This is a genomic window from Formosa sp. Hel1_33_131 (genome assembly GCF_001735745.1).
Lineage (GTDB): Bacteria > Bacteroidota > Bacteroidia > Flavobacteriales > Flavobacteriaceae > Hel1-33-131.
Genome location: NZ_CP017260.1, coordinates 221,797 through 235,566, shown reverse-complemented (window position 1 = coordinate 235,566; position 13,770 = coordinate 221,797). Strand labels below are relative to the sequence as shown.

General features: G+C 34.7%; 16 protein-coding genes. 3 read left to right on the top strand and 13 right to left on the bottom strand.

Annotated features, from left to right (window positions below; translation table 11 throughout):
- Nucleotides 1-9: 9 nt before the first annotated feature.
- On the top strand, nt 10-693 hold the full coding sequence (locus FORMB_RS01125; RefSeq protein ID WP_069675706.1) for a peptidoglycan DD-metalloendopeptidase family protein: 684 nt from the start codon (nt 10-12) through the stop codon (nt 691-693).
- Between the two features lie 11 nt (nt 694-704).
- Here FORMB_RS01125 and FORMB_RS01120 read toward each other — a convergent pair whose 3' ends face one another.
- The 3 genes from FORMB_RS01120 to FORMB_RS01110 are packed head-to-tail and all read right to left on the bottom strand — an operon-like array spanning nt 705 to nt 2,564.
- On the bottom strand, nt 705-1,217 hold the full coding sequence (locus FORMB_RS01120) for a hypothetical protein (RefSeq protein WP_157498051.1): 513 nt from the start codon (nt 1,215-1,217) through the stop codon (nt 705-707).
- A 25-nt stretch (nt 1,218-1,242) separates the two neighbouring features.
- Entirely contained in the window at nt 1,243-1,833 is a 591-nt protein-coding gene (locus tag FORMB_RS01115; protein WP_069675704.1) for an outer membrane beta-barrel protein, read from the bottom strand.
- Entirely contained in the window at nt 1,830-2,564 is a 735-nt protein-coding gene (locus tag FORMB_RS01110; protein ID WP_069675703.1) for an ankyrin repeat domain-containing protein, read from the bottom strand. Before FORMB_RS01110 ends, FORMB_RS01115 begins: the two co-directional genes overlap by 4 nt.
- A 383-nt stretch (nt 2,565-2,947) precedes the next feature.
- Between FORMB_RS01110 and FORMB_RS01105 the strand changes: the two genes are divergently transcribed.
- Nucleotides 2,948-3,454, top strand: a complete 507-nt coding sequence (locus tag FORMB_RS01105; RefSeq protein WP_069675702.1) for a hypothetical protein — start codon at nt 2,948-2,950, stop codon at nt 3,452-3,454.
- Nucleotides 3,455-3,464: 10 nt separating this feature from the next.
- Complete coding sequence (locus FORMB_RS01100) at nt 3,465-3,668, top strand: helix-turn-helix domain-containing protein (RefSeq protein ID WP_069675701.1); 204 nt, start codon at nt 3,465-3,467, stop codon at nt 3,666-3,668.
- 55 nt (nt 3,669-3,723) lie between these two features.
- Here FORMB_RS01100 and FORMB_RS01095 read toward each other — a convergent pair whose 3' ends face one another.
- The 10 genes from FORMB_RS01095 to FORMB_RS01045 form a co-directional block, all read right to left on the bottom strand.
- Nucleotides 3,724-4,014: a helix-turn-helix domain-containing protein gene (locus tag FORMB_RS01095; protein WP_069677851.1), complete on the bottom strand. Its 291-nt coding sequence runs from the start codon at nt 4,012-4,014 to the stop codon at nt 3,724-3,726.
- A gap of 1 nt (nt 4,015) precedes the next feature.
- Nucleotides 4,016-4,366: a type II toxin-antitoxin system RelE/ParE family toxin gene (locus FORMB_RS01090; protein ID WP_069675700.1), complete on the bottom strand. Its 351-nt coding sequence runs from the start codon at nt 4,364-4,366 to the stop codon at nt 4,016-4,018.
- A 710-nt stretch (nt 4,367-5,076) separates the two neighbouring features.
- A complete protein-coding gene (locus tag FORMB_RS01080; protein WP_069675698.1) occupies nt 5,077-5,664 on the bottom strand; it encodes a hypothetical protein in 588 nt (195 codons plus the stop codon).
- A 3-nt stretch (nt 5,665-5,667) separates the two neighbouring features.
- Entirely contained in the window at nt 5,668-5,970 is a 303-nt protein-coding gene (locus FORMB_RS01075) for a hypothetical protein (RefSeq protein WP_069675697.1), read from the bottom strand.
- Nucleotides 5,971-6,003: 33 nt separating this feature from the next.
- The gene (locus FORMB_RS01070) at nt 6,004-6,456 is read right to left on the bottom strand and encodes a hypothetical protein (protein ID WP_069675696.1); all 453 of its coding nucleotides are present in this window, start codon (nt 6,454-6,456) and stop codon (nt 6,004-6,006) included.
- A 389-nt stretch (nt 6,457-6,845) separates the two neighbouring features.
- Nucleotides 6,846-10,199, bottom strand: coding sequence for a preprotein translocase subunit SecA (gene secA / locus FORMB_RS01065; RefSeq protein ID WP_069675695.1), 3,354 nt, complete (start codon nt 10,197-10,199; stop codon nt 6,846-6,848).
- A 129-nt stretch (nt 10,200-10,328) separates the two neighbouring features.
- Nucleotides 10,329-10,550, bottom strand: a complete 222-nt coding sequence (locus FORMB_RS01060) for a DUF2795 domain-containing protein (RefSeq protein ID WP_069675694.1) — start codon at nt 10,548-10,550, stop codon at nt 10,329-10,331.
- A 155-nt stretch (nt 10,551-10,705) separates the two neighbouring features.
- Nucleotides 10,706-11,281, bottom strand: coding sequence for a cob(I)yrinic acid a,c-diamide adenosyltransferase (locus tag FORMB_RS01055; protein ID WP_069675693.1), 576 nt, complete (start codon nt 11,279-11,281; stop codon nt 10,706-10,708).
- Between the two features lie 50 nt (nt 11,282-11,331).
- Complete coding sequence (locus FORMB_RS13210) at nt 11,332-11,862, bottom strand: hypothetical protein (RefSeq protein WP_069675692.1); 531 nt, start codon at nt 11,860-11,862, stop codon at nt 11,332-11,334.
- A 26-nt stretch (nt 11,863-11,888) separates the two neighbouring features.
- A complete protein-coding gene (locus tag FORMB_RS01045; protein WP_069675691.1) occupies nt 11,889-13,748 on the bottom strand; it encodes an ABC-F family ATP-binding cassette domain-containing protein in 1,860 nt (619 codons plus the stop codon).
- Nucleotides 13,749-13,770 lie beyond the last annotated feature (22 nt).

Sequence of the window (13,770 nt, the reverse complement as noted above, 5' to 3'; positions counted from 1 at the left end):
TTGTATCCGATGGATTTTAAGACTTTTTTATTTGAGTTATCACAAACGCCCGTTCGGGTTATTGCACCAACGGTTGATTTTAGTCAATATGTTCCGATAGACTTATCAAAAGACAATAAAGCTCTTAAGGATTTTGATACCAGCTGCTCCCAATCGTGGAGTGCGTATATCAATCAATATCTACAAGACCGAAATAAGTCCATTGCTTTTGGTGGGTATTTAGAGACGCGTTCCATCTATACGAGAAGCACCTATTTTGAAACTAAAAACACTTTAGAATCTCGTAACATTCATTTGGGAGTTGACTTGTGGTGTGCTGCTGAAACGCCTGTATTGGCCGCTTTTGATGGGGTGGTGCATAGCTTTCAAGATAATACCAATCATGGCGATTATGGCCCTACGATTGTCCTAAAACATTGCATCAAGGGTGTCATGTTTTACACGCTTTACGGGCATTTGTCTAAGTCGTCAATTAAAGGTTTGTGTAAAAATACTCCAGTAAGCAAAGAACAGGTTGTTGGGTATTTAGGAGATGCAACTGTAAACGGTGATTATGCCCCACATTTACATTTTCAAATCATTAAAAATATGGCAAACTATGAAGGAGATTATCCGGGCGTATCTTCCCAAAAGAATTTAGACTTTTACAGGTCAAATTGCCCCGATCCGAATTTGGTTTTGAAGTTGAAATAATGTTTTTTGATTTATTCAGGGATCCCAATTTGAATTCTTGTTTTCCCTGTTTTTTCTTCTAATTTAGAAACCAATTCTTGAAAACCAACTAAATGCATATGTGCTTTTATATTTTTGTCAGAACTTATAATTTTCAGTTCAAGACTTACTTTTCCAAATGATAAATCTCTAATTTCATCCCATTTTATTTCTTTTTGTTTTCCAAATAGTGTCGTTTCAATAAGGCCTAAATCAGTTACTTTTATATGAGAAATAAAACCTTTGGCAAATAACAATAAGCCAACGACCATTGCGACTAAACTGCAAATAATGGCTAAAATTTGGTCATTTTCATTAGCGTAGAAGAAAGCATATATCAATAATCCAAGTCCTCCAATTATCACTGAAATTCCAACTATTGGATATAGTTTTGGGAGTTGTAAAATAATATTTCCAAGTCCATCTTTTTTTGGTTTCTTTTTTGAAGCGGCAATAAGTAAAGCCATCACAATTGATACGATGATTACAGGTAAAATGTTTTTCAAAATCATGGATTAATTTGTATTTAGCTTAATAATTAATCAATTCGGAAAGATCAATGAATAATGATAAATAAGCTCCGAAAAATTTACTTTTGTTACCATTGTCTAGCTTGAAATAGGGAGTGATTCCATAGTCTATTTTAGCTTGAAAGTCAATAAAACGCATTAATCGATGTCCTAAGCCTAATTGTATGCCAATATTTAATTTTTCAAAAACATCCTCATAATCGTATTTGGTTTTTGAGATCAAAGAGAATCGAGGTCCTAAAGTCATATAAAAACTTTTTTTGTAATCCACTCCAAAGTCATATTTAAAACTAGGGCTAAACTCAATAAATTCAAATTCAAAATCGATATCAAATTTATGGTAGATTACCTTCTTTTTATTGAGAGTTAGTTCGGATTTAATTCCAATATTATCATTTATACCATATTCAAAATAGACCCCTAGATTTAAAGTTGATATAAATTTATTGTTTTCTGTAACAAGTTGGTTTCCCCCATTATTGTTGTCAGATTGGTAAAAATTACCACCTAATAAAACTCCGTAAGAAATATCTTGGGAATATGTGAAATGGGTTAAAGTTGAAATCAGAATGATTAAATATGTTTTTTTCATTTTTTATCCATTTCTATTTTAATCAATTCTACTGCTTTCTTTTGCCCTCTTTCCTTTGCTAAATCATAAGCATTTTTCTTTTCTTTATTCTTTAATGTGATGTCAGCTCCATTGTCTATTAAAAGTTGAATGATATCTAGATAACCTCTTTTTGCAGCCTCGCCAAGAGAAAAATCACCGTCCTTGTCTTTACTATTTACATTAGCTCCTTGTTCTATTAAGTACTTTGATATTTCGTAATGTCCTTTAGATGCAGCATGTTCAAGAGGAGTAGCCCCATCGCTAGCTTTTATGTCTATTTCTGCTCCATTTTCTGCTAAGTATTTTACAATTTCAAAATGACCATTTCTTGAAGCTACTCTTATAGGAGTGAAATCTAGATATCCTTTAAAGTTAATATCAGCACCATTTCTTACTAAGAGTTTTACTATTTCAATATAACCTTCTTGACATGGGTATTCAATAGGAGTAGAGTTGCCAGGTTTTACTTTATTAACTTGATTTACATCAGCACCATTTTTTATTAATAATTCGGATATTTCATAGTTGTTATCGGCTGTTGCCCTCCACAAAGGGAAAAGTCCCTTTTTATTGTACTTAGAAATATCTGCATTTTTTTTAATAAGAGATTTAACTTTTTCAATATCTCCTTTCTCTACCGCTTTGTATAATCTTTGAGAATATCCAAATGTTGTTACTCCAATAAAAAGTAAGAATGTTATTTTTTTCATTTTGTTTATTTAATGGTTGTAAATGTATCTATGTCAGAACATTAGGTGTGACAATCCCAATAAAGTATAAGTACCCCGATTAATCCAATGTTATTTACAATAAAATAATATCTTACGACTGGTCAAATCGCTTATGAAGATTTAGACTTGGGTCTGAATCAATGTTAAACTTATAAAAAAAATCATGGATATCCAAAAATATACGTGATTTTAATAATTATGAACCCCTATTTTAATGACTTAAACCATCTTTATTAAGACTTACCTAACAATGAAAACAACATATTTGTTTATATCATAAATAAATTAATGATAAACGTTAATAAATAATTGTATATCATTATTTTTTAATTAAATTTGCACCCAATAATAAAACACTTCTCATGAAAATATTAAAACATATCTTGGTAGCAATCCTGATTATACTTATTTCAGGTTTAAGCACCTACTATCTAAAACCTGACTCTCCTGTTCAGATACTCATTATCATTCCAATGGTCGTTTTTTTTGTGTTCAATCTGATCATTAGAAAATCACTTTTGTATAAGAACTACTTTACAAGCCCATACAATCTATTGACCACAAAAGCGCGGTTCGAAAAGACCTTTGACATTCCAAAAGAACTGATGTTTGAAAAAATGATTGAGGTCATTGATAATTCAAAATTTAAACTAGTGGATACAGATAAAAACACCTTTGAGATTTTAGCAATTTCAACCATCACATTCAAATCTTGGGGCGAGAATTTGTATATAAATTTTGAAACGATTGAAAATCAAACAATCTTGAAGTTTTGTTCTTCAACGCTTTTTCAACTCTATTCTTGGGGGAAAAACGAAGAAAATTATAATGCCCTCTTAAATGAAATCGAAAGTTCATTAACCATTTAAATTTATAAATATGTCTATCATAGTAAACTTAGATGTGGTACTAGCCAAACGAAAATTAAAGTTAAAAGAGCTTTCTGAAAAAGTGGGTGTGTCCACTGTGAACCTGTCCATATTAAAGCAAGGGAAGGTCAAAGCCATTCGATTCTCAACACTCAATGCTATTTGTGTGGCCTTGGATTGTCAACCAGGAGATATCCTTGAGTACGTTGACTAGGTAAGATGGTTTCTTTAAGTGTTTTTTAATTCTATTGCAGCGATATGTTTATTTTTTAAACCTCAATTGAAATATTTACTTTTCCGCCTAGTCCTTTTTCAACAATGTCAAACAATGTTTTTAAGGTCAGATTGCTTCCGTTATTTTCGACTCTAGAAATATAAGTTCGTTTTTTGTCAACCAAGGAACCAAGTTGTTCTTGCGTTAGATTCTTTTCTTCTCGAGCGTTTCTTAAGAGTAACCCAATTTTAAAAGATTCAAAATCCCTATCGAGTTCATCTCTGCGTTCCGTTCCTTTTTCTCCGTAAACAGAATCTTTAATTTTTTTCCAAGGTTTGGTTTCCATTTTATTTCTTTTTGTTCTCATCTGTATAATAAGATTTCATTAAATTAACTGCTTTTTCAATTTCATTTTTTGGGGTCTTTTGTGTTTTCTTAATGAATCCGTTTAAAAGAATTACAAGCCTTCCCTTATCGAAAAAACAAAACACACGCCAAATATTTGTTCCCAACTTAATTCGGGCTTCATAAAGTCCTTTTGTTCCTGTAATTGCTTTGAGATAATTTGAAGGAACTCGTTCGTAGGTTTCGATTATTTCAATCACTTTGTAGATCTTGTCTTGTACCTTATTTGGTTGTGCTAGCAAGAAATCCTCAAAATAATTTTTATAAGCAATTACTTCTCTGACTTTTTTCATCTGGACAAAGGTAACTTAAAAGTTACTATTTAAAAAATTTATGTTTACTTTTTCAGTTCTTCTATTTACTTTTTATGTTCCGCGAAGTTTAGAAATCATAGATTCGACGGAGTCAAACTTTTCGGAGCTGGGTTTTTTAAACTTTTTCGGAACGCGAATGGATTCGCGCACCAGCGGGGGTATAAAGTCAGTTTAGCTTTTATGTTTATAATATCGGAATTCATAAAATCAATTTAGTCTTTATTCATTTTTTTTAGAAAGTATGGTTTTGTCAGATTTCTGAATATTACATAAATAACTATAAACGCTATTACAATTATGGCTCCGCTTGTGCTTGTTTCTTCTTTAGGAATTCCGCCCAATAGATAGAGTAAAGTTCTTATCCCAACCAAAACAGAAAGTATTATCATAATTCCGTAAAAGAAATTGATGGTTTTCCATAGATATTCAAATAATACTTGCTTATCGTATTTGTCTAACATTTCGGTTTTCTCAAATTACTCCCAACGGTTTTGTATATGATTTGGCGTGTTTGGTAGATTGGCTTGCGAGTGATTTGGCAGCAGCTGTGCTGCGTGAGAATCAGATAGGCAAGCGAAGCTACGTTTACGTTTTATTCATATAATTTACTTTGTCTAAGTTAAGCAAAATTGTTGATGCTTTTAGTTCAGCCACGCTGAATTATATACGTTGTTATGTGCTGGCTTTTATTAATTTCCAGTAAATCTCTTCAATCGAAATCCTCTTTTTGCAGATTGACTCGCTTGAAAGTAATTTATTGGTATAGAATATAATTTTGAAATTGATTCCAATATTGGGCTTATTTTATCATATCTCATCTTGTCATTTTTTAGAATCAAATGATAAAAAGACGCCCAAGTTATTGCAGCATCATTAAAAGAAACATCGTTTTCAAATCCAATTAATGAATAACATTTACAAAATGGAAATAATTCCTTTGCTAAATTTTTGTTTACAGAAGAGCAAGCAGATATGAATAATCGTTTATAGTCTAAAACTGGTGTTACAAATTCAGAAAATAAATCAAAATCGATAGAATTTAAGGTTGTCTCAATAGATTCTTCACTCCCATGACATGAGAAATGAAGATACCTATATTCTGTTTCTTTAAAAATTTTCAGGACTTCTTCCAATTCCTGTGAAGTCCGAATATAATAATATTGCGTTTTCACACCTCCTAACTTTAAAATTCTTGAAAGAAATTTACCTTCATAACGGTCAAGTTTTTCATCCCTAAATTCTAGGCTCTCAATTATAAAAACTCCTTTTTTAGGCATTATTTAATCTTTTAGAAAAGGTGAATCCTTTGTGATAGTAAAGCTTTGATTTCTATAATTTAGATTTACTGTGTCTGCAAATTCAAGTCCAGCTTTCAATGTGCCACGTAAAGTTTCTATACAAGTAAAAAATGCTATTTGCACCGCATATTTTAATGTGTCTTGTGACTCAACTTTTTGAGGATTATTCAAAGCGTTTTCACAACATTCTTCAAGCATAGCTTTATGAAGTGGATGAATATTTTCAAGAGGTATTTTATCGTCAAAATCTTTAGTTACTAAATCGTATAATTCTTTTACTTCCATAGTCTTTTACGCTCGTTATAAATTATTGGTTAATTAATAGCCACCTTTTAAAGAAAAGCTTATATCATTTATTTTAACTGTTCTGTTTCCAGAACTAACTTTTCCTGACAAATTATAACCGATTATATTATTTCCAATTGAACTAACCTTTCCTGATAAATTATATCCAATAGTTACATTGCCAATCGAACTAACTTTTCCTGATAAGTTGTAATTAACCGGAATATTTCCAATAGAACTTATTTTTCCTGACAAATTATAATTAATTACAAGGTTTCCGATAGAGCTAACTTTTCCTGATAAATTATAATTAATCACGATATTTCCAACAGAACTAACTTTTCCAGAAATATTATATGATGTGTTGCCATCAAGTTCTATACTTGAGATTTCTCCAACTGAATTAAGAGTTATTTCTCCATTTTCATTACTTAAGGTCACATTAAAAGTGCCCGTTACGTTTACATTTACTTTTTTTAATTTCATATTTAGATTCTAATTTTATCAAGAAAATATCGAATTATTATACTTTCAAATTTGCCCAATTTAAATATATGCATAAAATTTAATGTTAAGCACGTATTTTTTTCAGCTTGCACATAACTCGTTATATGTCAACAAAAGGGTGTATTAACGGATATATATCCCGGGATAACACAATGTTTTAGTTGTTATTATACGTAACTGATTTTAGCGCAAACATCTTGCTTGCCCCCGCATCTAAAATTCAAATAAAAAAATCGCTTACATTCGGTTAAGCTGCTTATGAAGATTCAGATCTGGGGATTAAAATCTGTTGTAATGTTATAAAAAAAATCACGTACATCCAAAGATACACGTGATTTTAACAATTCAGTTCTGTAAGTTAAGGCTGCTTACTCATCGATCAGCACCCATTCTCCTTTGGCAATCAGTGGTTCTGCTTGCTTGTATTTCGTAGTTTTTTTCTCGCCACTCATCACGTGCTTAATGGTCACACGATCGTTACGTCCAATTTTGGGTTGGTCCCTCGTAATCGTTTCCACCACTTGTGGTTGACGTTGCGTATTCCCAGCCGCTCTTGATTCCGCAGAACGCTCGTCTAAGTTTTGGATGTTCTCTTTAGAGGTTTGTGTTTTCTCACGTCGGCGTGTTTTTGCTTCTTGAATCACATTAGCCGTTTCTTGTGGAATTTCTCCTTTAAATAAGAAGGAAATCACCTCTTTATTCACTTGGTCAATCATGGACTTAAACAGTTCAAACGACTCAAATTTATAAATCAATAAAGGATCTTTTTGTTCGTGTACCGCCAATTGTACCGATTGTTTCAACTCGTCCATTTTTCGTAAATGAGTTTTCCAAGCATCGTCAATAATCGCTAACGAAATGTTTTTCTCAAAATCCGTTACCAACTGTTTTCCGTTGGTTTGATAGGCTTTTTCAAGATCGGTGATCACCTGTAAGGATTTTACACCATCGGTAAAAGGCACCACAATACGCTTGAATTTATCGCGCTGTGTCTCATATACATTTTGAATCACTGGGAATGCCAACTCTGCATTGCGCTCCATTTTGGAAATGTAATGTTGAAAGGCATTTTTATATACCGTTCCTGCAATGTCTAGAGCTGTCATGCTTGAGAACTCATCCGCCGTCACAGGCGAACTCATTGAGAAATAACGAATCAGTTCAAACTCAAAGTTTTTATAATCGTTGTTGGCTTTATTCTCCTCTGTAATAATTTCAGACGTGTCATAAATCATATTCGCCAAATCGACCCGAAGACGTTCTCCAAACAAGGCGTTGTAGCGACGTTTGTACACCACTTCACGCTGAGAGTTCATCACATCATCATATTCCAATAGACGCTTACGCACTCCAAATTGATTTTCCTCTACTTTTTTCTGAGCACGCTCAATAGACTTAGAAATCATGGAATGCTGAATCACTTCGCCTTCTTCAAGACCCATACGGTCCATCATTTTGGCAATGCGTTCGCTTCCAAAAAGACGCATTAGATTGTCTTCTAAAGACACATAAAATTGTGAGCTTCCAGGATCTCCTTGACGTCCTGCACGTCCACGTAACTGTCTGTCCACACGTCGCGAATCGTGACGCTCCGTACCTACAATCGCCAATCCGCCTGCGGCCTTCACTTCTTCAGACAATTTGATATCCGTTCCACGACCTGCCATGTTGGTGGCAATGGTCACTTGTCCGGGCTGTCCCGCTTCTGCCACAATATCCGCTTCTTTTTTATGCAATTTTGCATTTAAGACGTTGTGAGGAATTTTGCGTATGCTCAACATTTTTCCTAACAACTCACTAATTTCTACATTCGTTGTTCCAATCAATACCGGACGTCCTGCTTTTGATAAGGTCGTCACTTCATCAATAACGGCATTGTATTTTTCACGTTTGGTTTTATACACTAAATCTTCGCGATCGTCTCTTGCAATCGGACGGTTGGTCGGAATTTCGATCACATCCAATTTATAAATCTCCCAAAATTCACCTGCTTCTGTCACCGCTGTACCTGTCATTCCAGACAGCTTGCGGTACATTCTAAAGTAATTCTGTAAGGTTACTGTCGCAAAGGTTTGTGTTGCCGCTTCAATTTTTACATTTTCCTTAGCTTCAATCGCTTGGTGCAATCCATCACTGTAACGACGCCCGTCCATAATACGACCGGTTTGCTCATCCACAATCATGACTTTATTTTCCATCACCACATATTGAATGTCTTTTTCAAAGAGGGCATAGGCTTTTAAAAGTTGATTGAGCGTATGAATGCGTTCCGATTTGATTCCAAACTCTCTAAACAATTCTTCTTTGAGTTCGGCTTCTTTTTCAGTCGGAAGATTTTGAGTTTCAATTTTTGAAATTTCCATGCCAATTTCAGGCATCACAAAAAAGTCAGGGTTGTCTTTTCCAGAAAGGTATTCGACGCCTTTATCAGACAATTCAATCTGATTGTTTTTCTCATCAATCACATAATAGAGTTCTTCATCCACTTTGGGCATTTCTCTATTGTTGTCTTGCATATAGAAATTCTCCGTTTTTTGAAGGAGTTGTCTGATTCCTTCTTCACTTAAAAATTTAATTAATGCTTTGTTTTTTGGAATTCCTCTAAAAACACGTAACAACTGGAATCCACCTTCTTTGGTCTCTCCAGCAGCAATCATTTTTTTAGCATCCACTAACACCCCTGTAAGGTATTTTCGTTGAACGCTAACAATGTCTTCTACTTTTGGTTTTAACTCTACAAATTCATGACGATCGCCTTGAGGAATGGGCCCTGAAATAATCAAGGGTGTTCGGGCATCATCAATTAAAACAGAATCAATTTCATCGACAATCGCATAATGGGGTGGACGTTGCACAAGATCATCGGGCGTATGCGCCATATTATCTCTTAGGTAATCAAATCCAAATTCGTTATTCGTACCGTAAGTAATATCGGCATTGTAAGCGTTTTTACGTTCTTGAGAATTCGGTTGGTGGTAATCGATACAATCAATACTCAACCCATGGAATTGAAAAATGGGTGCCATCCACGCACTGTCTCTTTTTGCTAAGTAATCATTCACCGTTACCAAGTGAACTCCTTTGCCTGTGATCGCGTTTAAATATACTGGCAGCGTTGCTACGAGTGTTTTACCTTCTCCTGTGTGCATCTCAGCAATTTTCCCTTGATGCATCGCGACACCGCCTATAAGCTGCACGTCGTAGTGCACCATATCCCAAGTGATCGGTTTTCCAGCGGCATCCCAAGAATTGGCCCAAAAGGCTTTTTCGCCATTTAAAGTGACATAGTCTTTAGTCCCTGAAAGTTCTCGGTCAAAAGGACTGGCAGTCACCTCAATTTGTGGATTGTTCACAAAACGTTTGGCAGTTTCTTTGATGACAGAATAGGCTTCAGGAAGAATGGCATCTAAAACTTCTTGCGTTTGTGCATATACTTCATCTTTCAGACCATCAATTTCCAGATAGATTTCTTCTTTTCGGTCGATATCCTCCGTGGTGTCTGCTTCAACGTACAATGTAGCGATGCTATCTTCAAGTGCTTTGCAAGCCTCGGAGATCGTCGATTTGAATTCTTGAGTCTTCGCTCTTAGAGCATCGTTACTCAAGGCAGCAGTGGCTGCTTCAAATGTTTTTATTTTGTGGACGATTGGCATGATTGCCTTCACGTCTTGTTTGGATTTATCTCCAACGAATACTTTTAGTACCGAATTCAGTAAACTCATTTTTGGGTTTTATTTTAATAATCTTTAATTGTAAAGACAGTCAAAGATACAGTTTGTTGTTATTTTCTTTGTGAAATAAAGCAAAAAAAAAGCCTCATTTGAGACTTTTTTAAATAATTTTTGAGTTTTTTAATATTCATCTTCATTCCAAAGATAATCTTCATCTGATGGATAATCAGGCCAGATTTCTTGAATGGAGTCGTATGAATCCCCTTCATCTTCAATAGATTGTAGGTTTTCCACAACTTCTAGTGGAGCTCCTGTTCTTATAGAATAATCTATCAATTCATCTTTAGTGGCGGGCCAAGGCGCGTCACTTAGGTAAGAGGCAAGTTCAAGTGTCCAATACATGTGTTGAAATATTTAATTTTTGCAAAAATAATTTTTTACATGAAAAAATCAAGTAAAAAAGCATTTATTTCTTCAATAAAGTTATGAACGTTTAATTACCATCTGATAAACTAAAAAATTGTTAGACAGTGATTTGTAATAATTGGCTTCCTAATTTAGGAGGGTTTATTAGGAATCCACTTGATTTCCTCCGCTTCTAACTCTTTAGACAATTTTCGTGCCAACACAAAAATGAAGTCCGACAAGCGATTCAAATAAATAAGTACTTCGGGTTGGGTGGGCTGATCTGCGTTGAGTTTAGAGACATTTCTCTCGGCACGGCGACAAATACAGCGTGCAATATGACAGAATGACACGGTTTGATGACCTCCGGGCAAAATAAAATGGGTCATTGGAGGCAATGCCAAATTCATCGCATCAATTTCGGTTTCTAAAAATGCAATGGCATCCGCTTCTAGAAAAGTGATTCCGAGACGTTTTCTTTTAGATTCATCCTTCAGTTTCTCTGGATCGGTTGCCAAAAGAGAACCAATGATAAACAATTGGTTTTGTATTTTAATGAGTGTTGTTTTGCTGTCCTTTGAAATCGCCTGATCGCGGATCAAACCAAGGTAGGAGTTCAACTCATCGACGGTGCCGTAGCAATCTATTCTCAAATCATGCTTTGGTATTCGGGTGCCTCCAACAAGTCCCGTGGTTCCTTTATCTCCTGTTTTTGTGTAGATTTTCATACGTTATTTTGAGCTATAAAGTTAAAAGTAATATTTCAATCACCAAGTAATTAGAGCCTTATTGTGAAATGTTCTTTGGGTTGTTCGGTTCTAAAAAACAACAGTCCCCAATAAAAGGCGTCAATAGACACAGACACTTCCGACTGAGATTTTAACTGATTCCAGTGTTCAAATCTGGTTTTAGTTCCCCGTATGGAAGGGATAAGGATCAAGGAATCTCTGTCGTAAATTTGAAACAAGACAGATATCGAGTGCAATTCAATGGTTTTTAAATCGAGATAAATCAAACAAGGAGTTTTTAAAACTTCTTGCTTTTTATTGATTAAATCGTCAATCGTTTTGAATGTAGATATGTTTTGTACCAGATTTAAGGCATGTTTAAATTTTGGATCAATGGTGTCAGGGACAAAACAGTTCTCAAACTTAAAATAAGCGCCTAAGCGTATTAAGAACTTTGACTTTGAATCCTTTGAAGAAAGCTGTTGATAAATATTGTAGTTTGTGTGGTCATAAAAACAGTTGGTAAGCAAACCAAACACAAAAGGGGAGTGGACGCCATGTTGATTTTTGGAGTACCACAAAAATTTAATATATGATAACAGTCGGTTCAATTTAGTTTTTCATTTAACTCTAACCACCTTAGTTCTTTTTCTTCTATTACATCATTTAAGATTTTCAATTCGTCAGAAAGCGCTCCGATAGTGTCCATATCAATCTCTGGAACGAGGAATTTAGCTTCCAATTCTTTTTTGTCAAACTCAAGTGATTTCAATTTGCTCTCTAGATTTTTGAGTTCTTTTTGTTCGTTAAAACTTAATTTAGCTTCGGATTGACCCTCTGTAGAAACCTTTGAAGCTGTTATTTTTTTGGGCTCTGCCGCCACAGGCGTACTGTCTTCATAAGTTCTGAAATCGGAATAATTTCCAGGGAAATCTTCCACCATACCTTCGCCACGAAACACAAATAAATGATCGACAATTTTATCCATAAAATAACGGTCATGCGAAACCACTAACAGACAGCCCGGAAAATCGAGTAAGAAGTTTTCCAAAACATTCAGCGTAACAATGTCTAAATCATTGGTCGGCTCATCGAGAATTAGAAAGTTAGGATTTTGAATCAATACCGTACATAAATACAGACGTTTTCGTTCGCCGCCACTCAGTTTTTCTACAAAATCATATTGTTTTTTTCGACTGAATAAAAAGCGTTCAAGCAATTGTTGGGCACTAATTTGCTTGCCTTTCATCAGAGGGATGTATTCCCCAAATTCACGAACCACATCAATGACCTTTTGCATTGGTTTCGCTTTGATTCCATCTTGTGTATAATAGCCAAACTTGATGGTTTCTCCTTGAATGATTTTACCACTATCGGGCTTTAACCCCCCAGTAATCATGTTCAAAAACGTCGATTTTCCTGTCCCATTTTTACCAATAATTCCAATCCGTTCTCCACGTTGAAATACGTATTCAAATTTGTCTAAAATGACTTTTTCCTCAAACGCTTTAGAGACTTTGTAAATCTCTAAAATCTTACTTCCCAAGCGTTCCATGTTGATTTCCAACTGAACTTCATGATCGTTTCGACGTTTGTTGGCACGTTCTTTTATTTCATAAAAATCATCGATTCTGGATTTAGATTTGGTCGTACGTGCTTTTGGCTGACGACGCATCCACCCGAGTTCTTTTTTAAAGAGTTGTTTGGATTTATTAGTTTCAATCGCTTCACGCTCAATACGCTCTTCTTTTTTCTCGAGGTAGTAAGAGTAATTTCCTTTATAATTGTAAATACAGCCTTCGTCTAATTCGATAATTTCGGAACAAACGCGCTCTAAAAAGTACCGGTCATGCGTAACCATAAATAGGGTGATGTTTTCCTTCGCAAAAAACGATTCCAACCACTCAATCATTTCTAAATCCAAATGGTTTGTCGGCTCATCTAAAATAAGTAAATCGGGTTTGCTTAAAAGGGTATTGGCCAATGCCAAACGTTTTTGCTGTCCTCCAGAAAGTTCACTCACTTTTTGGTTTAAATTTTCAAGTTTTAACTTGAAAAGGATTTGTGTGTATTGGGTTTCAAAATCCCAAGCTTGGTAGCGCTCCATATCATCAAAAGCTGTTTGATAGAGATTGCTGTCCTCTGGATTTTCAAGTGCTGCATGGTAGGTGTTGATGACTTTTAAAATCGGATTGTCCGAATTAAAAATTGTTTCCTCAATCGTCAGGGTTTGATCTAAAACAGGTTCTTGCGATAAAAAGGTGGTTCGCAGTCCTTTTCGATAAATGATTTGCCCCGTATCGGGGGAATCTTTTCCTGAAAGAATATTTAAAATAGACGTTTTTCCGGTACCATTTTTGGCAACAAATGCTATTTTTTGATCTTTATGAATACTAAAAGAAAGGTCTTCGAACAGATTAAGTTCGCCGTACGATTTCGATATATTTTCTACGTTGAGATAATTCAAAATTTTGTTTTTGCAAAGAAAG

What these genes read in the sequence shown, in the direction of transcription:
- FORMB_RS01095 (WP_069677851.1), bottom strand. Translation starts at nt 4,014, where the DNA reads ATGGAAACCAAACCTTGGAAAAAAATTAAAGATTCTGTTTACGGAGAA.
- FORMB_RS01100 (WP_069675701.1), top strand. Translation starts at nt 3,465, where the DNA reads ATGTCTATCATAGTAAACTTAGATGTGGTACTAGCCAAACGAAAATTA.
- FORMB_RS01060 (WP_069675694.1), bottom strand. Translation starts at nt 10,550, where the DNA reads ATGTATTGGACACTTGAACTTGCCTCTTACCTAAGTGACGCGCCTTGG.
- FORMB_RS01075 (WP_069675697.1), bottom strand. Translation starts at nt 5,970, where the DNA reads ATGGAAGTAAAAGAATTATACGATTTAGTAACTAAAGATTTTGACGAT.
- FORMB_RS01080 (WP_069675698.1), bottom strand. Translation starts at nt 5,664, where the DNA reads ATGCCTAAAAAAGGAGTTTTTATAATTGAGAGCCTAGAATTTAGGGAT.
- FORMB_RS01090 (WP_069675700.1), bottom strand. Translation starts at nt 4,366, where the DNA reads ATGAAAAAAGTCAGAGAAGTAATTGCTTATAAAAATTATTTTGAGGAT.
- FORMB_RS01125 (WP_069675706.1), top strand. Translation starts at nt 10, where the DNA reads ATGGATTTTAAGACTTTTTTATTTGAGTTATCACAAACGCCCGTTCGG.
- FORMB_RS01110 (WP_069675703.1), bottom strand. Translation starts at nt 2,564, where the DNA reads ATGAAAAAAATAACATTCTTACTTTTTATTGGAGTAACAACATTTGGA.
- secA (WP_069675695.1), bottom strand. Translation starts at nt 10,199, where the DNA reads ATGAGTTTACTGAATTCGGTACTAAAAGTATTCGTTGGAGATAAATCC.
- FORMB_RS01115 (WP_069675704.1), bottom strand. Translation starts at nt 1,833, where the DNA reads ATGAAAAAAACATATTTAATCATTCTGATTTCAACTTTAACCCATTTC.
- FORMB_RS01070 (WP_069675696.1), bottom strand. Translation starts at nt 6,456, where the DNA reads ATGAAATTAAAAAAAGTAAATGTAAACGTAACGGGCACTTTTAATGTG.
- FORMB_RS01055 (WP_069675693.1), bottom strand. Translation starts at nt 11,281, where the DNA reads ATGAAAATCTACACAAAAACAGGAGATAAAGGAACCACGGGACTTGTT.
- FORMB_RS01105 (WP_069675702.1), top strand. Translation starts at nt 2,948, where the DNA reads ATGAAAATATTAAAACATATCTTGGTAGCAATCCTGATTATACTTATT.